23 protein-coding genes and 1 pseudogene are annotated in these 23674 nt (G+C 39.2%); all 24 read right to left on the reverse strand.

The features are described 5' to 3' along the window. Nucleotides 1-8: 8 nt before the first annotated feature. Nucleotides 9-2099 (reverse strand): hypothetical protein, encoded by a 2091-nt coding sequence (locus ACORHV_RS08035; protein ID WP_000216901.1) that lies wholly within the window; start codon nt 2097-2099, stop codon nt 9-11. Between the two features lie 11 nt (nt 2100-2110). Then, the gene (locus tag ACORHV_RS08040) at nt 2111-2473 is read right to left on the reverse strand and encodes a hypothetical protein (RefSeq protein ID WP_000179342.1); all 363 of its coding nucleotides are present in this window, start codon (nt 2471-2473) and stop codon (nt 2111-2113) included. 159 nt (nt 2474-2632) lie between these two features. Continuing rightward, on the reverse strand, nt 2633-2986 hold the full coding sequence (locus tag ACORHV_RS08045; RefSeq protein ID WP_049519866.1) for a hypothetical protein: 354 nt from the start codon (nt 2984-2986) through the stop codon (nt 2633-2635). Continuing rightward, complete coding sequence (locus ACORHV_RS08050; protein ID WP_434398074.1) at nt 2976-3581, reverse strand: hypothetical protein; 606 nt, start codon at nt 3579-3581, stop codon at nt 2976-2978. Before ACORHV_RS08050 ends, ACORHV_RS08045 begins: the two co-directional genes overlap by 11 nt. A gap of 16 nt (nt 3582-3597) precedes the next feature. Then, nucleotides 3598-3906, reverse strand: coding sequence for a hypothetical protein (locus ACORHV_RS08055; protein ID WP_434398077.1), 309 nt, complete (start codon nt 3904-3906; stop codon nt 3598-3600). A 198-nt stretch (nt 3907-4104) separates the two neighbouring features. Then, the gene (locus tag ACORHV_RS08060) at nt 4105-4458 is read right to left on the reverse strand and encodes a hypothetical protein (protein WP_049519867.1); all 354 of its coding nucleotides are present in this window, start codon (nt 4456-4458) and stop codon (nt 4105-4107) included. After that, on the reverse strand, nt 4448-5431 hold the full coding sequence (locus ACORHV_RS08065) for a hypothetical protein (RefSeq protein WP_434398079.1): 984 nt from the start codon (nt 5429-5431) through the stop codon (nt 4448-4450). The genes ACORHV_RS08060 and ACORHV_RS08065 overlap by 11 nt, the downstream gene beginning before the upstream one ends. Further along, the gene (locus tag ACORHV_RS08070) at nt 5428-7584 is read right to left on the reverse strand and encodes a hypothetical protein (protein ID WP_215805040.1); all 2157 of its coding nucleotides are present in this window, start codon (nt 7582-7584) and stop codon (nt 5428-5430) included. The genes ACORHV_RS08065 and ACORHV_RS08070 overlap by 4 nt, the downstream gene beginning before the upstream one ends. Before the next feature lie 3 nt (nt 7585-7587). Next, a complete protein-coding gene (locus tag ACORHV_RS08075) occupies nt 7588-7956 on the reverse strand; it encodes a DUF5082 family protein (RefSeq protein WP_215805041.1) in 369 nt (122 codons plus the stop codon). Nucleotides 7957-7965: 9 nt separating this feature from the next. Then, entirely contained in the window at nt 7966-9855 is a 1890-nt protein-coding gene (locus tag ACORHV_RS08080) for an FtsK/SpoIIIE domain-containing protein (protein ID WP_434399049.1), read from the reverse strand. A 270-nt stretch (nt 9856-10125) separates the two neighbouring features. After that, nucleotides 10126-10515, reverse strand: coding sequence for a hypothetical protein (locus ACORHV_RS08085; protein WP_434398081.1), 390 nt, complete (start codon nt 10513-10515; stop codon nt 10126-10128). Continuing rightward, complete coding sequence (locus ACORHV_RS08090; RefSeq protein ID WP_235227763.1) at nt 10502-11467, reverse strand: hypothetical protein; 966 nt, start codon at nt 11465-11467, stop codon at nt 10502-10504. The genes ACORHV_RS08085 and ACORHV_RS08090 overlap by 14 nt, the downstream gene beginning before the upstream one ends. 4 nt (nt 11468-11471) lie before the next feature. Further along, nucleotides 11472-13658: a hypothetical protein gene (locus tag ACORHV_RS08095; protein ID WP_042903180.1), complete on the reverse strand. Its 2187-nt coding sequence runs from the start codon at nt 13656-13658 to the stop codon at nt 11472-11474. 4 nt (nt 13659-13662) lie between these two features. Beyond that, complete coding sequence (locus ACORHV_RS08100; protein WP_042903179.1) at nt 13663-14028, reverse strand: hypothetical protein; 366 nt, start codon at nt 14026-14028, stop codon at nt 13663-13665. 11 nt (nt 14029-14039) lie between these two features. Then, nucleotides 14040-16427 (reverse strand): annotated as a pseudogene (essC, locus tag ACORHV_RS08105) (type VII secretion protein EssC); the annotation flags it as partial. Nucleotides 16428-16587: 160 nt separating this feature from the next. Beyond that, nucleotides 16588-16992, reverse strand: a complete 405-nt coding sequence (locus ACORHV_RS08110; RefSeq protein ID WP_000063631.1) for a DUF5082 family protein — start codon at nt 16990-16992, stop codon at nt 16588-16590. 20 nt (nt 16993-17012) lie between these two features. Further along, nucleotides 17013-17552, reverse strand: a complete 540-nt coding sequence (locus tag ACORHV_RS08115; protein WP_001281572.1) for a DUF3592 domain-containing protein — start codon at nt 17550-17552, stop codon at nt 17013-17015. Nucleotides 17553-17561: 9 nt separating this feature from the next. Further along, on the reverse strand, nt 17562-18086 hold the full coding sequence (locus tag ACORHV_RS08120) for a hypothetical protein (RefSeq protein WP_000732923.1): 525 nt from the start codon (nt 18084-18086) through the stop codon (nt 17562-17564). Nucleotides 18087-18230: 144 nt separating this feature from the next. Next, entirely contained in the window at nt 18231-18626 is a 396-nt protein-coding gene (locus tag ACORHV_RS08125; RefSeq protein WP_434398087.1) for a hypothetical protein, read from the reverse strand. A gap of 32 nt (nt 18627-18658) precedes the next feature. Beyond that, a complete protein-coding gene (locus ACORHV_RS08130) occupies nt 18659-19609 on the reverse strand; it encodes a hypothetical protein (RefSeq protein WP_180833547.1) in 951 nt (316 codons plus the stop codon). Between the two features lie 180 nt (nt 19610-19789). Beyond that, nucleotides 19790-20185, reverse strand: coding sequence for a hypothetical protein (locus ACORHV_RS08135; protein ID WP_000066276.1), 396 nt, complete (start codon nt 20183-20185; stop codon nt 19790-19792). Continuing rightward, nucleotides 20182-21045 carry a hypothetical protein gene (locus ACORHV_RS08140; protein ID WP_414324063.1) on the reverse strand — a complete coding sequence of 288 codons (864 nt, stop codon included), beginning with the start codon at nt 21043-21045 and terminating at the stop codon, nt 20182-20184. The genes ACORHV_RS08135 and ACORHV_RS08140 overlap by 4 nt, the downstream gene beginning before the upstream one ends. Nucleotides 21046-21176: 131 nt before the next feature. Continuing rightward, complete coding sequence (locus tag ACORHV_RS08145) at nt 21177-23288, reverse strand: hypothetical protein (RefSeq protein WP_301392435.1); 2112 nt, start codon at nt 23286-23288, stop codon at nt 21177-21179. A gap of 13 nt (nt 23289-23301) precedes the next feature. Next, on the reverse strand, nt 23302-23670 hold the full coding sequence (locus tag ACORHV_RS08150) for a hypothetical protein (RefSeq protein ID WP_049478298.1): 369 nt from the start codon (nt 23668-23670) through the stop codon (nt 23302-23304). Nucleotides 23671-23674 lie beyond the last annotated feature (4 nt).

Raw genomic sequence — 23674 nt, forward strand, 5'->3', positions numbered from 1 at the left:
TCTCCCCCTTATTTGCCATATTTCTGTTCGAAATACTCTTGAAAATCTGTGAACGAGTCACCCCCCATAACTTTTTCAACAATAAAAGGAATTGTTTGAATCTGTTCTGGAGTCATATTTTCAATCGTAAGGCCTTCACCATTTGTATGCTCTCCCAAAAGGAAATTTTTCATAGCTAGATCTTTATCAAAGTATTTGTTAATTATTCTATAAGCTCTATCTCTCGAACCCACTTTCTCAAAGTAGCCCATGACACCTTTCTGGTTTAATTCTTGTACCCGTTGGTAAGCTCCATAATCCGCATAAATACTAGAGAATTGTGCAACTGTATCGGTAGCTGATCCTGCCACTTCATGTTCTAATTGCCAGCCCCCTTGACCAACCAAAACATTATAAATATTATTTTGCTCATTCTTTGTTTTGGCTTTAAACTCTGCCACCTTACTTTGTAGCTTAAAGAAGCCTGCTAACACCTCATTGGCAGACTTGCCACCATAATTACCTATTTTTTTAATAAAGGCATTCGCTCTTCCAGAAGTCATCTCATCCAGCATCTCATGTGTATTTTTAATTGAGTCTGTTGCATGTAACTGTGATAAAGAATCTGCAACACTAAAAGTCGCCGCAGCTGCTGGACCACCAATATAGGTTAAAATCGTTTTTATTCCTTCTTTTACGATAGTTTCTTGGAACTCAGCATCCGCTTTCTCATGTTCTTTTTTGATTTTATAAAGTTCAGCCTCATATTTACCAGCCAAAGCTCCGTCAATTCCTTTTTCATGGTGTGATGTATAAGTTTCAAGAGTAGTTTTGGCTGGAACACTAAGCTCATCATAGTCTGGAACCGTCTTAGAACCATAGTGATATATGGACTTTTTACTTTCTTTAACATGTAATTCCCATTCAGGGTTTTCCGTATCATTTAATTTAATAAAGATTTCTTTTCGAGTATATCGAAGTTTTGCATTTGGATCAAAAGGATCATCGTTCCTAAATTGTACACCTGAATTCCCTTCTACTTTTGTTCCAATTTTCAAGATTCGAACCGCAGTCAATAAACCTGATAAATCATTCATCTGACTTAATTTTGTATGATGCTTTTCCATTGTTGCAGCGTCATGCTCGGGATCTTGCTCGTAAGCATACATTTCAGCTATCTGTATTTGTTTGGATATATGTTGCTGTTTATCTAACCTTTCTGAAAAGACATTAACCTTGGATTGATCCGTTTTCCCCATCGCATCTAACAAACGATTTATCTTCTGAGTCCCAATCTCACTTCTATCCATCCAAATAGTCAATTCTTCTGCCAGATTCATGTAGCCCCCATCAGAAATTTTCTCTGGGTCATTCTCCATTATCTTGTCTACATCTTCTAATTTTCCAGAAAGAATCGCTTGCAAGACTTGGGCATCTTCCTTTGTAGTGATTCTAGAAAGATAAACCATATTTGACTCTGTTAGAGTATTATTTTTTATAGCATCAATAATCGTCTGAACTGGTAATGTCGTTACAGTTCTTGCGTTCTGTGTAATCTTTGTCAAGGATTCAAAGGTAGTTGATACCCCTGAAACGCCTGAAGATAGGCTATCATGCGCAGATATAATGCCGCTATGCGTTTCCTTACGTGCTTTGATTTCATCTGCAATATAAGCGTCTGCTTTGGCATCAAAATCTCCCAAATTAGAGTCTCCATCACCCATTGCTTCGATTGCTTCATCAAACAAAGCTACCATTTCATCCTTAACGATACTGATTAGATTACGCTGAGGGGTTCTAAGGGACTCTGTAAGTGTATTAATCGCATCTTCATCAGTATGGGCATGACTGGAAAATCCTAAACCTTTAATCTCCCCAGTAAATGTAAAGACATGCTGCCCATAAGTTCGTATCGCCTCTGGTGTCTGTGAAAAAACAGACTTCTGAATCTCATTCAAACGTTTAAAGAAGGCATTAATGGCAGCCGCTTTTTCCCCTTCTAGATTAGTATTGAACTCACGCATTGTATCGCTTGAGACTTCTTCAAATTTTCCAGCAAATCGGTGAATACTCGTCCCGTAATCTTCTAAACCTGAAATATTTTTTACTTTTACTGTCATCTATCCCTCCTCTATGATGCTAGAGCTGCATTTAATGCATTTCTAGCATTCCTTTCAATATTCTGAGCAGTTAACAAATCCGACTCCAAATTCTGAATCTTCGTACTTAATAACGCGAGTATTTCTCTTTTCTTCGTTAAAATGATTTGCCTCAAAGAATTCAAATCTTCTTTTTCCTGATTTTTTTCGTCATCGTATTTCTCACCCAAGATATTTTCAGAAAGTGTAACAACATAATCAATCTCTGTTGATTTCTTTTTCAATTTATTTTTAATATATTTTAAATTTGAAACTTCGCCACTCAATCGTGATACTTCTGCGGTCGCTTCATATAAAGCTTGAGATAACCCTACTATTTTTTCATAACTAGCCATAGCTATCCTCCTTTTCTATATCATTAATACTTTCATTTTACTTGCCAACCCATCGGAAACATAGTAATGTTCTTGTTCTATTATACCACATGAGGAATAATGTGAGAAGATGAGAAAAGCAAAAGAAAACCACCTGAAATGAATTCAAGTGGCGAATAGTTAGGGGAGCTCATTATAAACAGAGGCATCGTAGATCTTCTGCTGGATTCGTTTCTTTTCTGTATACTCTTGTGGAGAAACTGTATACATCTCATTAGTTTCAATGGAGCCCGCTAAATCGGTATCCATATTTTTAAAAGCTTCCGCAATCTTGTTCATAAAGCCATCTAATGAGTCTACCGTCTCTACTAAATTTTCCATACATGTTTTTGCGACACCAGCACAGGATTCTAGACTACTTGTGACTGATGAGTCAATAATAGTCGACATCCCCTTTGAAATCTCATCTGTCGAAACTTTGATACTCGCCTTAATGCTTTGAATTCGCATTGGCTGAATTCGCTTAACGGACATTACTCAACTCCTCCTTTGGTTTCAAGACATTGATAAACTCTTCATAAGAGTGAACCACATGGTCCTTCCCGTCCCTAGTTACCTCTCCATAAACCGTGAGGTTATCAAATAAATCACGGTCCTTAGGAATTAAGAGGCTAAAAATATCTGATAAAAGCTTAACATCTGTCTCGTTAGTTAAAAAATAGAGACTTCCTTTTTCTTTACTCATCAAGTCATAAGCTTTTGGGTATTTCTCCCTCAAGAGCCAATCTGAAGACTGTTCAATCACAGATTGTGAGAGATTAAGACAGGTAGTGTTATCTATAAAATCATCATTATAATAGTAATTTTTCAAACTTGTATAACGGTTAAATAAATATGTATACCTATTCTCAAGAGCAACCCCAAGTTCTTTAGGAACATCCTCTAGCTTACCTGTTGCCATGTTAAAGAGGACTTCCTTACGGTCGTGTCCCCCAGTTTTTTGGAGAACGACTGTACGATATTCTTGATCCTTGAAAGCTAAAGAATGAACATAGGTACTTGAGACTGGGAAGTATGACGGATCATAATCCGCAACAGCCTTTAAAAGGTCATACTCCTTTCGAGGCAAATCATCCTGACTGGTATCATAGACCTGAATCTTCCAATACTCCCCCCCAACTCAGCTTCTTAACATCAAAGCGATTATCGTCCCATTTGTAAATTAAACGTTTACTGTCTGTCGAAAGGTAACGTTTCCCATAAATCGCACTGCCATAATCAATAGGTTCATCCTTAGTGCCCTGACTCTCACCATTGCTAGCTTGCTTCCAAGAAATAACCAACCCCTGTCTATTAGCTAGAAACTCATAAGAAGCTGGTTCTACCTCAGGAGTTCGCACTTTATAACGGTCATGTGTTAGGTAGCGATATAAGGGATAGGCTCCAGAAACCACAACAAGAAGGCTAAAAAGTCCCAGAATGATTAGTATTTTTTCCTGTATTGTTTCATTGACTTCCTCCTGAATATTTGTTGTTTGTATCTGATAAACAAAGATTATAAACTCTTAATCCATTATACCATATGCGTGACACCGTGAGAAGATGAGAAAAGCAAAAGAAAACCACTTGAAATGGATTCAAGTGGCGAATAGTTAGGGGAGCTCATTATAAACAGAGGCATCATAGATCTTCTGTTGGATTCGTTTCTTTTCTGTATACTCTTCTGGTGAAACTGTATAAATCTCATTCGTTTCAATAGATCCTGCTAAATCGGTATCCATATTTTTAAAAGCTTCCGCAATCTTGTTCATAAAGCCATCTAATGAGTCTACCGTCTCTACTAAATTTTCCATACATGTTTTTGCGAGACCCGCACAAGACTCTAGATTACTTGTAACCGGTGCATCAATGATAGTCGACATCCCCTTTGAAATCTCATCTGTCGAAACCTTAATACTTGCCTTAATACTTTGAATTCGCATCGGTTGGATCTGTTTAACGGACATTGCTCAATTCCTCCTTTGGTTTCAAGACATTGATAAACTCTTCATAGGAATGAACCACATGGTCTTTCCCGTCCTTGGTCACCTCTCCATAAACTGTTAGATTATCAAACAAATCTCTGTCCTTAGGGATTAAGAGACTGTATATATCAGAGAGAAGCTTGATATCTGTCTCGTTGGTCAAGAAAAATAGCCCACCTTTCTTCTTAGTCATCAAGTCATAGGCTGCAGGATACTCCTCCTTCAAACGCCAGTCTGAAGACTGTTCAATTACGGATTGAGAAAAACTAATTGGAGTGTCTATATGTAAAAGGTCACCTGCATAATATTCTTTTAAATTAGTAAATTCTTTAAATATATTAACATTTCTGTTCTCTAGAGCCTTTCCGGCATCCTTAGGGATGTCTTCTAGTTTACCTGTTGCCATGTTAAAGAGGACTTCCTTACGATCCTCACCTCCCGTTTTCTGGAGAACGACTGTCCGGTATTCCTGATCTTTGTAAGCAAAAAAATGAGTATAGGCACTTGAAACTGGAAAGTAAGAAGCATCATAATCCGCAATAGCCTTCAAAAGATCATACTCCTTACGAGGCAAATCATCCTGACTGGTATCATAGACCTGAATCTTCCAATACTCCCCCCAACTTAGATTCTTCACATCAAAGCGATTATCTCCCGATTTATAGATTAAACGGATACTTTCTGTGGCTATATATCGTCGGCCATGAATTACCAAACTATAGTCAACCGGCTCATCCCTATCTCTTTTCCCATTACTATTCTTTGTCTCTTTCCAAGAAATGACCAGCCCCTGTCTATCAGCTATAAATTCATGAGATGCTGGTTCTACTTCAATTGACCAAACTTTATAGCGATCATGTGTCAAATAGCGATACAAAGGATAGCCTCCAGAAACCACAACAAGAAGGCTTAAAACCCCCAGAATGATTAGTATTTTTTTCCTGTATTGTTTCATTGACTTCCTCCTGAGTATTTACTATTTAGATAGAGCTGATATTCTTCATAGCCATGTTTGGCATTTTGGTCAGAAGAAATCGATAAATGTTCCAATACATTTTTATACGTTTTCAACTGGTCTACGCTCATATTGACTAGAGAAAGATCGGTCTCCTCGCCTAAGAGATACTTGCTCATTTCTGGTGTTACAGAATTTGAGTTAAGTTGATTTTCTTTGTTTATTGCTTCTTGGATTATTGCCCTTGTATCATTACTAGTACTATTCACCTTATAATGGCTGGACGACTTCGCATATTCAACATAAGGAACAAGACCTTCATTATCCATCTCTTTCAAGCGGACCGCTGTATAAAAATTATGTGTTCTCATGCGAGAAATTGCGACTGAACTCTTCCCATCTTTCTGGAAAAGATAGGTATTCCCTCGATTTAAAAAGTCATCCACCATCTCAATGCGTGTCTTTTCTTTTTCCAAGTCATATCCCTTTAACTGATCGACATACTTCAAATAGGCTTGTATGGTTGCTGTTGGTAATTGAATACCCATATTGTATGGACCCGTCTTCGTAAAACCACTTTCAACAACTTTCCCCTTAACGGTTATATCCTTATCAATCGCAGAAAAGAGTTCTTTACTGAATTCCTTAGAATCACTGGTAGCCAGAGCATCAATCATCGAGACGATAGGAACTGCTTCAGGTATGAAAGTACCAACCAGTGCATAAGTTATAGCTTTACCCATTGCAGCACGCATATCTTTATTCGCTTCTTCGCGAGATTTCTCAAGTTCACCGATCCGAGCCTGCTTCTCTGCCATATTATTTCCAATAGCGGTTGCGTATTCTTCCATTTTGTAAACCTTGGTTTCGGTTGTATTGCTAATACTCGTTGGATAAGAGTAACCACCTATATTCATTTCCAAGGTTGTTTTCTTTGTATCAACCGTATTCTTAAATGAAAATGTTGCATCCGATATATCTGAAATTGAAACTTTTGTTCTCGTTTCGGTGACATATAGTTTGTCACCAACTGCTAATTTTCCTTTTGATGTTTCTGTCCGTCCTATCTCCATTACATAAAGAGATTCCATCAAACTAACAAACTTATCCGTCAAAGCAAGATGCTTATTATATGCTGCCATCTGGTTGCTCTGTAAAGTGCCGTCTTTAGCATATTGAACTTCCATAACCTTTTCAAGAGCTTCACCCAATCCAATCCCAGCTTTCTGAAATTTCAGCAAATACGGTTGGTTAGCAGAAAAATCACGATTCCCCATGGCATCCAGAAGATGATTGAGAGTTTCCTTATCCCCTGATTGAATCCACTCCATCATCTCCTGCGCACCAATACTGTAAAATCCTTCACTAAGATCCCCAGGTTTTTCGTTTAATATGTCTCCTGGCTGTTTATTCAATATTGCACCTAACGCACGACCATCTGCTTCTGTTTGGATAGCATCCAAATAGCTAATTTTAGTCTTAGTAAGACTACCATTTTTAATTCCTGCTAAGATACTAGAAGCCGGAATATTACATACTGCACTGGCATTTTTTATTCTAGTCTGTAGAGTTTTTAGTTCTGCTTCTGCATCCGTAGTGTCTTTTGATAAGGTATCATGTGCTTGTTGCAGCGCGTTATGGGTATCACGACGTGCTGTCGCTGCACTAGCTAAATCATCTCCCGAAGTTGTTTTAATAGTTGTTAAATCTTCTGATTCAATCCCTAGTTCAGCAGTAGCATCGTTTAATAGTGTTTGAAGATTATCAACTTTTGTTTTGATTTTCTCATATTGTTCAGACTCCACGCCATCTAATTTTTTATAGACAGAATCATTACCAGTTTGTTGAGTCCATGCTTTATTTTGGAAACCGGCAGCTGTAGCAGCATTTTCAAATGTTGATAAAGCTGTTGAAAAATGCGTAATAGTGGTAGGATACTCTTGAAATACTTGGGTCTGTAAAGTATTCAATCGAGTGAAGAAAGCATTTATTGCCTCTCCTTTGTCCTCTGAATCTCCTGTTTTACCTGCCTTTTCATTAAATTTACGCATCGTTTGTTTAGAAGCCGAGTCCACACCTTTTGAAAACTCTTGAACAGCCGAACTATAACGAGCTATGGCCGGTAAGTCATGTACTTTTATAATATCACTCATACTTTACTCCTCCGTTGTTAGACTTTTTTCAATTTCTAACCAACTAATACTAAGGCTAATCCCCGACTTCTCTGTCTCTAATTCAGAAATTTTCTGAGTCAATTTGGCCACTACGTCATCACTCTTTGCTGAAAGCTTTTGTTTAGCTGTTTTTAGTATTTTCTCTTCATTATTGGTTTCATTTAAATATGGTGTTCCTGCTAAATAATAGGTCGTTTCAATATTGTCATTGCTCGTCAACACATATTCTATATCCGTCGAAAAATCTGTTAGTGCTTTTTTACAGCCTTCTAACCGACTAATTTGGCTATTTAAATCAGTGATTTCTCCACGTTTAGCATCTATCTGAGCTTGTATTGCTGCTTTTCCCATTTCTCCTCCTTATACCATTAATACTTTCATTTTACTTGCCAACCCATCGGCCACATAGTAATGTTCTTGTTCTTCCAACTGTGACTCTCGGACAGGTCTGTTGATCACTGTCAGAACTGATTGATCGCTTAAGCGAAGTGCTAAAATAGCCTGCTTATAAGAACGAGCAGTTTTTGAGATTACATCGATATGCTTGGTGATTAGTGGCGAACTCATTACAATTGAACCATATCCAGCTCGTATTCCTTTATCTAGGACATAAGCCAACGTATCAAGTGCTTCTGAGTTTAATTCACTCACCAATTCAATTAAATTGTAGACAACTACTGTTGCTACGTGTTCTCTTTCGTTTTGCTCTAAACGCTCATTAATTCGCTTCTCTATACTTGCGATAGCACTTAGATAGTCTTCAGAGTTACTAATAATCGTCACACCTTCCATTTCAGGTAGGCTATGATACTTCGGTGCCAAGACGATGACCTTCTGTTTCCCTTTGGCAATGTGTTTCACCAAGGCCGTCATCTGCTCTTCTTTATCTGTTAGGTAGAGAAGATTGCCTTTAGCCAGGTTCCATATAACAGGTTCAACTGTCTCCAAGTCAAGTCCTAATGGCACAAGTCCGTGTTCGTAGGCAGTCTGCACGCTTGCTCGGCTATAGAAGTCTTTCTCTGTCAACTCCTCTGGTACCATCGGAATGGCACTTGGGCGCTGTCCGGTCCAGGCTTCTTGGAGGGAAGCGACTGCTTGGCGCAGGTTGTTGAGGACTTGAGTATCATTGGCTCCATAAACTGGGAGAGCCAGCTGGATGACATCCACCTCTTCACGCTTCATAAGGGCACGTCCCTTGATATCTTCCATAGTCATAGCAAGTGGTGTAGAGCCCACGATGGCCCGCACTTCACCTGCCTCATTTTGTGGCAGGCTCAACTGGTGCTTGAAGTTCGAGTAGAGCTGAGCACGAAGGTTGGTCTGGCGACCGGCTGTCACCAAGAGGTGAACCCCGATACTGAGACCTTCACGAGAGATACGCACCAAGAGCTTGAAGAGTTCCGCCTCATAGGCTTCTTCCTTGAAGGCCTCATAGCTATCTAAGAGGATGACGATAGCCGGCTCTTCCTGACCACTGGCCTGACGGTAGAGTTCCAAGGTTCCAACACCATAGTCCGCAAGGAGTTTCTTACGACGGTTGAGTTCTCTCTCCATGATTCGTACAAATTTAGAGATCTTCTCTGTTTGGTCCAAAAGCATGGTATCCGCCACCTGTGGAAGCTTGGACAATGGAGCCAAACCATTGGTACCAAAGTCCATCAAGTACATGGTAAGAGCCTTGGGACTGAATTTGCGAGCCAAGTCCATCCCAGCTGTCTGAAGGAAGGTGGTCTTTCCTGTACCCGGACTTCCGTAGAGAAGGATATGACCATCCTTGGAGAGATTGATAGAGACAGCTTCCTGCTTCTGGGCCTGCGGGATATCCGCCATCCCCAAGAGGACAGAGAGTGGTTTCTCTTGTGTCCAGGCTACTGTCGGTTGCACTTCTTCCAGTTCGTCTAGTGCGATTCGCTCTTTGAGCGGTGGCAACCATGGCTGTGGTACTGGAGGAATCTCTTGTTCTTCACACAAGAGCTGGATATGGTGCACTATCGCATCCAACTCTGTCGGAACTTCCTTAATCTCATCCACATCTTCTAAGCCAGAGAGGTCTTCATTCAAGATCTCATATTGGCCCAATTCATTGATTAGGTAGATGGTATGATCTTCGATCCCCATATCGTCCTTGTCCGGCTGGTAATCCGCCCCTGACCAGGCTGACTGGAAGAGTTCATAGACTTCGTTATTCCCGACCTGTAGATAGGCACGTCCTGTCTGGGTGATCTCGGCCGCGTCCGGTGTATGAAGCATTTCATTGGAGTCCGAACGGTCTGCCACCTTAAGGGCGATCTTGAAGCGTGAGTTAGACCAGATCTGGTCATCCACCACACCAGATGGTTTCTGAGTAGCTAGGATCAAGTGGACCCCGAGGGACAGGGTATATTTTTTGTAAATAGCATAGAATTTTCAAGGTACTAGAAGGAAAATGTTTTTGTTCTATTATACCACATGATAGATAACGTGAGAAGTTGAGAAAAACAAAAGAAAACCACCTGAAATAAATTCAGGTGATTTGTGTAATTATGGAAAATCACTATATTGACTCTCTGCGATTTCAACCATTTTTCTACGATTGTGGCGTTCTTGGGAATTTTTCCCGCCTTGGATATATCGTTCTCTACGTTCTGCTCGTGACTCAGGAGCTTTAATATAGATACCTCCATCAATTGCCGCAGCTAAAGCAGCTTCTGTTGCCGCAAAAGCATCCGCTACACTATCTAAATACTGATCAAGCGGATCAACCGTTGTTACTAAGCTCTCCATTGTTGCTTTGGTTCGCTTAACACAGTCTTCAAAATTACCTGTCACTGGCGCATCAATCAGCGAGCGAATGTCATCTGGTATTTCATTAGTAGATGCGTTGATACTCGCTTTTATACTCTTTATTCTCTCAGGATCAATTCGTTTCATTTATATTCCCTTCTGATCGTTGTTTTTGAACCCAGGCTTGATATTCTGCATAAGTCGTGAGTGGGGTATCAGAAATCTGACCCTTAGTATCTATACCATAAATCGTCAGTTTCTCTTCTCCCTTAGGAGCCATCCAGTACAAAACTTTGTCAAACCATTCCTCTGGGGTCACGTATTCTTCTTGAGGAATAAGAGCCCAATCTCCTTCAGTTATTTTTTTCTCAATTTCAGGATATTCCTCAAAGAGGTTTATGTTGGTATCAACAACCTTGCCCGCCTCTTTAAAAGGCAAAGAACTTTCAATGAGCCGACCTACTACATACCCCTTATCTTCTGCATACTGATCCAGTGTCGTATAAAAATAGTAAGGACCCGCTTCATAGATATCTGAACGCTCTTGATACTCTCCTTCTACTTTTCCACTATCAATGTTTAAAACTACGGTTTTTATAGTACCTTGTTTGTCTTTAACTTCTATATTGATGACGTTCTTGGGATTATTACGATAGGTGAAGATTCTGAAATCAATCGGAAAAAAACTGGCGTCATAGTCTGCGACCACTTTGTTTAGATCCACTTCTTTAACGGCTAAGTCTTCTGTTCTATAGTCATAAAGACGAATCTTCCAATAATCTGATTTGGGCCTGTTTTTTCTATCGGTTAAATCAACTCCACCTTTACTTGTCATCACTTTCCGCTCGGTTGTATAAAGATAGACACCACCCCCAGGTCTCGCTTTGGAATCGGTGTTTAATAAGACGAATTTTCGTTGATTCCCGAAAAAATATACGTTTTCTTTTACAGAATGGTATTCTTCAATAGAATATTCGACTTTTTCAGGTTCTTTAAATAATTGTTGGAACCCAACAGTACCTACTATAATGAAAGGGATAAGAATTAGACTAGCTAACACAAATTGAAAAGCACGCTTATTTGATAATATATTCCTCATCGTATCAGTTTCCTCCTGCACCTACTCCATTTACATAACCTAAATAAGACCATTTCTCATAAGAATCTCGAGTGAAATAAGAAGGGGCTTTTTCGTATGGATTAGCTTTATTAACATTAACGGCTGTTTCCGCATCCTCCAGTCCATTATAAAACTTCTCAAAACCAATCCACTCTAGGCTGCGGTTAGGATTACCTTTCCCACTCAAAAGAGCCTTCATATCCGCATCGTAATCACCATTTAGTTTACTCTGATCAATAGCTTTATCAAATCGTTCCAATACATCATATGGATCCTGTCCATTACTAATAGCCGTCTCTGCAATGTAAGTTCGAAGACCATTTTTCTTTAGATCTTGTTGCTTCAGATAGGCTTCTACATCGTAGCTAGGACTGATATATTGAGAATTACTCTTAAATTGATCATCATTTGTGAAAGAAGTTCCACCATATTGCCAAAATTCAGCCTCACTACTTTTCTTCAGATTTTTAATTTCTTTGTCGTAACTTTCACTTTTTTCAAAATAATCATAAATGTTTTTTGCAATTTTTGTCAAGCCTTTAGCTTTATTACTATATTTATGTTCCGGAATTTGATCTAATAAAACTGGTGAAGAAATAGCCTCTGCGCCATTGATAACCTTTTTAATATCCTTATCTGAACTCATACCAGCCTCAACAATCCCAATCATGACACCTGCAGGCGCATATAACTTACCAAGGTCTTTAACTGTATTTAGAACTGTTGAAGCAAAGAGCTTCGACTTTTCTGCATTCAAATCTTTGATTTTGCCAATGTTCTCTCGAATATTTAGTCCTGTTTTTTCATCAATGATTTCAGACTTAACATTTGTAGATCCAAAAGTACTATCTGAAACTGTGAAAGAAAAGCCTTTCCCATCAGTCCCTTTTGTTAATTTAAAACTACCTTCTTTAAATGAATTCTTGTTGGTAAAAACTTGGTCTTCAAAACCACCATTCATTTTTGGTACTCGAAGAGTTGTTGGTTTTCCTTTCCCCAGTTCGTTCATAGCTGTATACATAAAAAGACTGTTTAGTTTTTCATACCACTCTACTTTATTATTCAATGCCAAGACTGCTGCACGAACTTCGGCGCTATTTTTTCGATTGAAATACTCAGTATAAGCCTCTTTAGGAGATCCTGGTGGAGGAAACTCTGGCATCAGAGTATCCACCTGTACTTTATAACTGTTTCCTGTCGCTTCAGCTGCCGCAGACAACCTCAATGCATAGTCTTTTACGCTTTCTTTATCTCGTTGAGTTAAGGCTGCCATAAAAATTGATAGGTTAGGGACACTCCCATCTTCTTCAGCATGATGAACTTCATACATCAAACGCTCAACAATTATCTGCCCTACTCCTAGGCTAGAATCCTTTGTATTCACATTTGCTAAATCTGTAAAGAATGCTCTCTTATCAGTATAATCAGCCTCACTCAAAATCACTGTCATAATCTTTGCATCTGATTTGCTTTGTATCGCATCAAGATAATAAATCTTATCTGGAGTAAGAGTTTTGTTTTTAATAGAATCCATTACAACATTAGGAGTAACTGCAAGCTTTGCTTGAGCGACCTCAATATTATTTTTCAAATCCATTAGCCCAGAAAGTACGTCAAATAAGGTTGTGTTAAATGTATCATGAGCACTTTGAATTGTATTATGAGTTGCTTGACGACTATCTTTTGCACTTGTCAAACTTCCTTCCGCTGCTGTTTTTGTTGCTTCTAAGCTCTCATTTTCTATCCCAAGAGCTGTAGTTGCAGTATCCAGTAAAGATTGAAGATTTTTTATGGTATCTTTCACGGCATATAATTGACTATCTTCTCCTTCGCCAGTTAATTTAGTCCCTACCTCTTGCGTACCAGTTTCACTAGTCCAGGCCTCCTTATCAAACCCAGCATCACTAATGCTATTTTCAAAGTGTGAAATACTCCCTGAGAAATGCCTTATATACTGAGGAAATGTGTGAAATACTTGATTTTGTAAAGAATTTAAACGCTCAAAAAAGGCTGTCAGCGCAAGTGCTTCATCAGTATTATTCCCTGTCTTAGTATTAAATTGTCGTTCTGTTTCCTCAGATGCTGACTCAACATTTTTAGAAAACTCCTGAATTGCTTTTGCATACCGTTCTATTGCTGGTAAATCATATACTTTAATAACTTCACTCATATTTTCACTCCTTCGTAGCTAACAAGTCAATGCCTAAAAGGAACTTTCTTATTGCCAAATCACTCTTTTCTTCTTCTAATTCTTGAATTTTCTTAGAGACTTTTTCGGAAACATTATCAATTTTTGTATTAAAGTCTCGTTTAAGATTCTTCAAAAGTTCTTGCTCTGAAGTAGTTTGCTCTGAATATTTCTTTCCGGCTAGATTATAACCGCTTTTGATATTTTCATCACTTACCAATACATAACTAATCGTTGTCGGAAATGATGTTAAAGATTTTTTTATTTCAACAAATTTATCAATCTCTGTCGTTAAAGATGATATAGATTGATTTATTTCATTAATTTCTGCTTGTATCTCTGCTCTTCCCATTTCTTCCCTTTCTATACCATTAATACTTTCATTCTACTTGCTAACCCATCGGAAACATAGTAGTGTTCTTGTTCTTCCAACTGTGGCTCACGAACAGGTCTGTTGGTCACTGTCAGAACTGATTGATCACTTAAGCGAAGTGCTAAAATAGCCTGCTTATAAGAACGAGCAGTTTTTGAGACCACATCAATATGCTTGGTGATTAGTGGTGAACTCATTACAATTGAACCATATCCAGCTCGAGTTCCTTTATCTAGGACATAAGCCAATGTATCAAGCGCTTCTGAGTTTAATTCTACCACTAATTCGGTTAAATTGTAGATAACCACTGTTGCGACATGGTCTCGCTGTTTGCCTTCTAACCGTTCCTGAATCTTGAACTCCATCATATCTAAGCCTTCTAGATATTCCTCTGGACTTGCCAGAATCGTCACTCCTTCCATTTCAGGTAAGTTATGGTACTTCGGTGCCAAGACGATGACTTTCTGTTTCCCTTTGGCAATGTGTTTTACCAAGGCTGTCATCTGCTCTTCTTTATCTGTTAGGTAAAGAAGATTGCCTTTAGCCAGATTCCAAGTAACGGGCTCAACTGTCTCCAAGTCAAGTCCTAATGGCACGAGGCCGTGTTCATAGGCAGTCTGCACGCTGGCTCGGCTATAGAAGTCTTTCTCTGTCAACTCCTCCGGCACCATCGGAATGGCACTTGGGCGTTGTCCTGTCCAGGCTTCTTGGAGGGAAGCCACTTCCTGACGTAGGTTGTTGAGGACTTGGGTGTCATTGGCTCCATAAACTGGGAGTGCCAGCTGGATGACATCCACCTCTTCCCGCTTCATAAGAGCTCGTCCCTTGATATCTTCCATGGTCATAGCAAGTGGTGTAGAGCCCACGATGGCCCGCACTTCACCTGCCTCATTCTGTGGCAGGCTCAACTGGTGCTTGAAGTTCGAGTAAAGTTGAGCACGAAGGTTGGTCTGGCGACCGGCTGTCACCAAGAGGTGAACCCCGATACTGAGACCTTCACGAGAGATACGCACCAAGAGCTTGAAGAGTTCCGCCTCATAGGCTTCTTCCTTGAAGGCCTCATAGCTATCTAAGAGGATGACGATAGCCGGCTCTTCCTGACCACTGGCCTGACGGTAGAGTTCCAAGGTTCCAACACCATAGTCCGCAAGGAGTTTCTTACGACGGTTGAGTTCTTTCTCCATGATTCGTACAAACTTAGAGATCTTCTCCGTTTGGTCCAGAAGCATGGTATCTGCCACCTGTGGAAGCTTGGACAATGGAGCCAAACCATTGGTACCAAAGTCCATCAAGTACATGGTAAGAGCCTTTGGACTGAATTTGCGAGCCAAGTCCATACCAGCAGTCTGAAGGAAAGTGGTCTTTCCTGTACCCGGACTTCCGTAAAGGAGGATATGACCATCCTTGGAGAGATTGATAGAGACAGCTTCCTGCTTCTGGGCCTGCGGGATATCTGCCATTCCAAGTAGAACTGAGAGTGGTTTCTCTTGTGCCCAGGCTACTGCTGGCTGTACTTCTTCCAGCTCGTCTAACGCGATGCGCTCTTTGAGCGGCGGCAACCATGGCTGTGGTACTGGAGGAATTTCTTGTTCTTCACACAAGAGCTGGATATGGTGCACTATCGCATCCAACTCTGTCGGAACTTCCTTAATCTCATCCACATCTTCTAAGCCAGAGAGGTCTTCATTCAAGATCTCATATTGGCCCAATTCATTGATTAGGTAGATGGTATGATCTTCGATCCCCATATCGTCCTTGTCCGGCTGGTAATCCGCCCCTGACCAGGCTGACTGGAAGAGTTCATAGACTTCGTTATTCCCGACCTGTAGATAGGCACGTCCTGTCTGGGTGATCTCGGCCGCGTCCGGTGTATGAAGCATTTCATTGGAGTCCGAACGGTCTGCCACCTTAAGGGCGATCTTGAAGCGTGAGTTAGACCAGATCTGGTCATCCACCACACCAGATGGTTTCTGAGTAGCTAGGATCAAGTGGACCCCGAGGGAACGTCCGACACGCGCGATGGATACCAGCTCCTTGATAAAGTCTGGCTGGTTGACCTTGAGCTCTGCGAACTCATCTGAGATGAGAAAGAGGTGAGGGAGCGGTTCTGTCGCTTCTCCGTTTTTAAATTTCTTCTGGTATTGATTGATATGGTTGACTTCGAACTCTCCAAAGAGTCGTTCACGACGATGGATCTCCGCATTGATCGAAGCCAGAGCCCGCATAGATTGGGCACCATCCAAGTTGGTAATCGTCCCCAAGAGATGGGGAAGGTTTTTAAAGAGATTGGCCATCCCACCACCCTTGTAGTCAATCAGCAAGAAAGCCACATCATGAGGGTGGAAGTTAACAGCGAGGGACAGGATATTTTTTTGTAAATAGCAGAGCAGATAAACAAGCGAAAAATATAGAATTTTCAAGGTACTAGAAGGAAAATTTCCTTATCCCATTATACCATATGAGTGTTACCGTGAGAAGATGAGGAAAGCAAAAGAAAACCACCTGAAATAAAATCAGGTGGTTCATGAAATTTTGCAGTTAGTTGAAGAAACTTTCAATCCAACCACTTATATTGTTTAACAATATTCCTAGCTGACCAATAAGTCCATCCATCTCCAAAGCTTTATTCTCATACTCATTAATTTTTATGAGTAACTCATCAATATTCTCGTCCATGGCCTTAATACTAGAATCAAAATATGAAATCAGATTACCTGCGGGGGTAACAAATTTCGTATCATGCAAATTTCCAGTCCAGGAATCATCATGTTCATCTTTTTTAGAAGCTACAGCTTTTTTTTGCTTAACAAACTCACTTTTAATTTTCCTTAATTCGTCATATATTTCCTTGACTTTTTTTGCCTCTTCTAAGTAACCTTCTTTTTTTGATTGAGCTGAACTAATCTGCGATTGAATTGCAGCTTGTTGACTAGCGTTTGACATAATTCCTCCTCTTAAATTTACTATTTATAAAATTCATTCAATAGAAATACCATTGTCAACAAGATGGGTGCTAAAATTAATGTTGCCATACATATCCATACTTGACGCTTATACACCACTTCCATACCACTGTATCTCTCAACAAAAGACTCTTTGGGACAAGCAGGGTTATACCAAACAGTCATCTTTGAGCCCTTTGGAAAAGCATCTTCCAAAACACGTGTAACAGAAACGACAGAATTTCTATAAATTGTTATCTTTTGAGCTAATAACTCCGATCTAGAAGTGGCTTGTACACTCTTCCAAGGAACTGATATGAGAATGACTCTATGGTAGTCCAGATTTCGTTGATAAGTACGCCCATCAACTTTATATTCAACAATTGGAGGACCTGCTGGTTTTGAATACTTGTATCCTACTACAACTCCCTCAACACATGCAGTAGATAAATTTTTTATCCTTAGTTCTCTTTTGTAAAAATAACGGAAAAAGAAAAGTACAGATGAACAGAGTAATAAAACTCCAAATAGCAACAAAAAATAAAGCTTTAAATCTGACATATAGTTCTCCTACTTCATTTGAATATCTGATATACTTAGGTTCATTTTTCTTTCGTCTACAATCTTTGTAACAATCGATTTCTGTTCAGTTGTTAAAGGAAGTAAGAAAATTGTTGCAGATTGTGTAGGCAGCTCCCCGCTTTCAGAAATTTTGTATTCAACTAATTCATTTTGGTAGATTTGCTGTCCCGCATAACTCCAACTAATTTTAAATTTAGCATCATGATTAATGTCAGTATCCGTCTTGTTTAATATCATAAATACTGCATACTCCTGCTCATTAAATGTATATGTACTACCAGAATAGTATAGAGTAACTTCTCCTTGATTACCTACCTCAGGATGTTCTTCAATTAATTTCTTTCCAAACTCTATTAATTCCGAAGTTTTACCTTCATATTGTGGTGCTACTACAAATTTTAATTTTTTCTCCTCCTTGACAATCGTCTCATTTTTATTAGCCTCTTTATCTTTAATCCCATTAGAGCAACCTCCAAGTATTAACAATAAAATTATAACAAACAGCTTCTTCATTTTTTCACCTTTCTATTCAAAATCCAATTAATTCCTTTTCCTATTTTCATTTCTAACTCCTTAATATTATTCGTATTTAATTATATCATACGAAACTTATAATAGAAAAACTCACCTGAATTAAATTCAGGTGAGTTCAAATAGTTATGGAAAATCTTTGTATTGACTCTCTGCGATTTCAACCATTTTCCTACGATTATGACGTTCCTTAGAATCTTTTCCGCCTTGGATATAACGTTCTCTACGCTCTGCTCGTGACTCAGGAGCTTTCGTATACATATTCTGACCGATGGACTGAGCCATATTCGCATCTGCGCTTCGAAAGGCCTCACCAACCGCCCCAAGATACTCATCTAAGGAACTAATCGTCTCCACCATTTCCTTAGAGAGTTTCTTAATACCATCTGTCGCAGCTTCTATCTTTTCCGTCGCACTTGAAGAAATGAGGTCCGAAACGTTATGTTCTAACTCGCCACTCATATCTTTAAATGCACCATTCACCCGGCTGAGATTATCAGGATTAATTTTCTTATTACTCATTCAATTTCACTCCGTCATTTCTAACAATCTTCTTATATTTTCCGAAGGACAGGATGTTTCTCCAACCAGGCATTCGCCTCTTGGCTGTTACGAATCTGAACATCGGAGGCTTCCCCATCATCATTACGTCCATAAACGGTTAGAAGGTCTTCTCCCTTAGGGGCAAACCAGTGTAACACGGTATCAAACCACTCATCCGGTGTGACCTTATCTGTACGGACATAAAGCGACCAATTCTGATTGATGAGTTTATCTTCGATGTCTGGATAAAGACTGTAGAGGTTGATGTTAGGGTCTGGGACCTGCCCTTCAGACCTAGTTGTGACGATCTCATTCGAAGGATCAATATAACCCTTAGAGTCTAAAATTTTACCATAATTCGTTGCTCTTACAGTACTACTGATAATTGAATCCATCTCAAACTTTGTATCTTTTGGAAAATCCACTACTTCTTCCGTCTCCAAATTGAGATAGACTGTTTTGTAACTCCAATTCTTTTCATCGGTTAAATCTACAATTTCTATCCCAAAGTAGTGAGTATCCTCAACGTAATAGGAGTCGAACAGATTTCTAGGAATGCTTTTCTGATTGTAGCTTCGCACTGCCTGATACAGGTCTATCTTTCGTTCAGGCAAGCCCTCCTCGTCTAAATTATATAGGACTAAATTCCAATACTCTCCCTCCCTCTGGTGATGAGGAATGTTAATTTTATCCTCTTCTAAAAAGAACTTATATTCATCTGTGATCGCATATGTTTTACTGACAAATAAACTCCCTTTATTGCTAGGCGCAAGGACATATTGGTTCTTATCTCCAAATAGTTGAAAGTCTGATTTTCCCATAGCAGTTCGCATTCTATACTCTGGTTCTTTTGGGGGTTGACTGGGCTTCAAAAGAAGAAAGAAACAAGATCCCGTTATGACTAGAAAAAGAAGAAGGAGGGACCAGACAACTTTCCGATTCTTAAATACATATTTTTTCACTATTAGCTACCTCCTATTCCAACTAAGTGATTGAAATATCAGACTGATTGATTTTGGACTCCATAAACTCGTCTAAAACGAGGAAAATCCCTTACCTCATTATACCACATGAACCATACTGTGAGAAGATGAGAAATACAAAAGAAAACCACCTGAAATAAATTCAGGTGATTTGTGTAATTATGGAAAATCATTATATTGACTCTCTGCGATTTCAACCATTTTCCTACGATTATGACGTTCCTTAGAATCTTTTCCGCCTTGGATATAACGTTCTCTACGCTCTGCTCGTGACTCAGGAGCTTTCGTATACATATTCTGACCGATGGACTGAGCCATATTCGCATCTGCGCTTCGAAAGGCCTCACCAACCGCCCCAAGATACTCATCTAAGGAACTAATCGTCTCCACCATTTCCTTAGAGAGTTTCTTAATACCATCTGTCGCAGCTTCTATCTTTTCCGTCGCACTTGAAGAAATGAGGTCCGAAACGTTATGTTCTAACTCGCCACTCATATCTTTAAATGCACCATTCACTCGGCTGAGATTATCCGGATTAATTTTCTTATTACTCACTCTTTATCACTCCCGTCTGGTCTATAGTAGTCTATATTTCTAAGGGCAGGATGTTGCTCCAACCAGGCATTCGCCTCTTGGCTGTTACGAATCTGAACATCTGAGGCTTCCCCATCATCATTACGTCCATAAACGGTTAGGATCTCTTCCCCTTTAGGGGCGAACCAATGAAGAAGGGTGTCAAACCACTCATCCGGTGTGACCTTATCTGTACGGACATAAAGCGACCAATTCTGATTGATGAGTTTATCTTCGATGTCGGGATAAAGGCTGTAGAGGTTGATATTAGAATCTGGGGTACTTCCTTCATGCTTATCTGCAAGTATCTTATTCGAAGGATCAAAATAACCCTTAGAGTCTATAATCTTATCGTAGTTTGTTATTCTTGCAGTATCGCTTATATCATCATTCATTCCAAACTTTGTATCTTTTGGAAAATCCACCACTTCTTCCGTCTCCAAATTGAGATAGACATCTTTATAAATTCGATTCTCTTCATCCGATAAATCACCAATTCTCAACCCAAAATAGTGAGTACCCTCAACATAATAGGAGTCAATTAGACGAATAGGAATACTTTTCTGATTGTAGCTTCGCACTGCCTGATATAGGTCAATCTTTCGCTCAGGAAAGCCCTCCTCGTCTAAATTATACAAAATCAAGTTCCAATACTCTCCCTCCATCTGGAGATGAGGGATTTCATGTAGCTTTTTTTCATCCTCTACTATAAAGGTCTTGTACTCATCTGTGATCGCATATGTTTTACTGACAAAGAAACTCCCTTTGTTTTTAGGCGCAAGGACATATTGATTCTTATCTCCAAATAGTTGAAAATCTGATTTTCCCCTAGCAGTTCCCATTAAATACTCTAGCTCTTTGGGTTTCTGACTGGGCTTCAAGAAAAGTAAAAAACAAGATCCCGTTATGACTAGAAAAAGAAGAAGGAGAGACCAGACAACTTTCCGATTCTTAAATACCTGTTTGTTCACTATTAGTTACCTCCTATTCCAACTAAGTGATTGAAATAAAGATCCTCTTGCTTACCGTACTCAGCATAATTAAAATTATAATCTTCAATATCCTGTGTTACATTTTGGAATTCATGCAATCCTTTTACGAGCTTTTCTCCACCCAGTTGCTCAGGAGAAATGGTACCTTCCCCACTGAAAAGAGACTTCACTTCCTCTGTATAGTCTCCAGATGGTTCAATCGCATTTAACTGTTTTTCTATTTCTTTAAATTTAACTACAGCATCTTTTACATTATTTCCTTTTTCCTTTAAAATCCGACGGAAATAATAGCTTCGCAAACCATTTTGTTGGAGGTCTGCCATCCGAAGATTGGCCTCAAAGTCATAACGAGATTGACCAGAAATATGCTTATAATTTTTTCCTTCTTTTATTGCTGTAGCACCTGTATCCATTTCTTGATTTAAAAGATCGTTATCCATTTTTTCCAACTCTGATTGAATCTTTTGAGCTTTCTCAAAATGTTCTAAGAAACCACCAGCAACATGTGAACTAGCTTTTTTTATATTCTTATATTTTTTAAAATCAGTTTCACTCAGTGCCTTTGTACCATTTTTAGCTATAGCATCAAATATGTTTTTCTCCTCTTTGGTTGCTGCTGCTGCTTCTACCATATTCCAAAAGAAACCTGCAGCCGGGTTCATAGATACAATGTTCTTAGTTGTATTATAAGCCGATTCCAGCCATAAACGGTCTTTTTGCTTTCTAAGTTCTTCCATTTTATCTAATTTTTTAAGCTGATCCTGCTCCTTATAACTACTTACACTAATCGTTTCAGAGCCGTCCTTTCGATCTATTCCTAAATCTTGGATTGTAAAGGTATATTCACCATTCTTCTTCGAAGAGGTAAAACTTCCTGCTTTAATATTTCGTTTAGTCGTCGCTGTAAAATCACCAATTTCCCCATTGCCTAGAGAAACTCCTTTAGCCGTAATTGTGGTCTTTCCAAACTTTTCAGTATTCATATACGTTAAAATATTATTTAGACGACCATAGCGAACGGAGCTTTCCTTTAATGATTTTAAGCGTTCCTTTGCTTCCTCTTCTCCTTTTAACCATTCTTGATACTCTTCACTATTGTAGTCTTTTGGCATAGGCTTTCTCAACGATTGCCCCCTAGCATTAAGGCCATCTACAATAGTATCAATACTTGATGATAATTTCGCTGTATAGACTTGAACTTCTTTCACATCTCGATTAGAAAGAACCTCAAAGAATGCCCCTAATCCATCAACTTCATCTTTTTCAGCAGCCTTTTCTAGTCGATTGGCAACTAGCATCGTCGTTGGGAGACTAGCATCATCCACTTTCGCTCTGGCTAATTTTTCAAAAAAGTCTTTTTTTGTCTTATATCTAGATTCAGAAATTAAAACCTTTATGATTTCAACATCATCAGAGGTATAAGCCGCATCAAGATAATTGACATTATCCTGTCTTAAGTCACCTCGTTGGATAGCATCCAAAATATTTAAAGCTGGAATAGAAGTTATGGCCTTTGCATTTTGAGTCATAGCGGTTAAAGTCTCAAAACGATCGGCTGAATTGCTAACAGCTTTCTCTAAAGTTTCATGAGCAGTTTTAATTCCCTCATGTGTTTCCTTTCTGGCCTTCACTTCCTCCGAAATCAAACTGTCAACTGTGGAATCAAAATTAGAAATTGTGGCATCCCCTTCTCCCATTACATCAACGGCTTGCTGAACTACTTTTATGACTTTACTTTTTACTATTGCAGTTACATCACGTTGCTGGACTTCCAAAGATTTCGTTAGACTGGTTATAGACTCATCATCTGTAAAAGCCAAGGAAGAAAAACCCAAACCTTTCAATTCTCCCGTAAAGGTGAAAACTTGCTGACCATAGGTCATTACATCTTTTGGAGCATCTTTAAATACCGTTGTTTGGATCGTATTCAACTTCTCAAAGAATGCATTAATGGCCTCTGCCTTCTCACCTTCAAGGCTAGTATTAAACTCTCGGACTGTATCACTCGCCGCTTCTTCAAAACGTCCGCCAAAAGTATGAATACTAGTTCCATAGCTGTCTAAGCCTGATATATTTTTTACCTGTATCGACATCTACCTCTCCTTTCTAGATCGCTGCCAAGGCCTCATTTAAAGCATTACGAGCATTCGTTTCTGCTGTCCGAGCACTTTGTAAATTTGATTCTGCTTCCGAAATCTTACTATCCAGCAAAGACAAAATCTCATTCTTTTTTTCAGATAGCATTTTCTCTAATTTGTCCAAATCATCTCTCTCTTGTTTCGCCTCGTCATCATATTTTTCGCCGGCAATATAAGATGACAACGATGAGGATGTCCAGATATCTGTAGATTGATTTTGAACATTCTTTCGCTCGGCTTCTAATTCTGCTTTTCTACTAGCCGCTTGGCTTGTTACTGACGAAGCGCTATACAAAGCATTGGTCAACGCTATAATAGTTTTAATATCTTTAGCCATAGCT

It is taken from the genome of Streptococcus sp. KHUD_016, assembly GCF_051106465.1.
In the GTDB taxonomy this organism is placed as follows: Bacteria; Bacillota; Bacilli; order Lactobacillales; family Streptococcaceae; genus Streptococcus.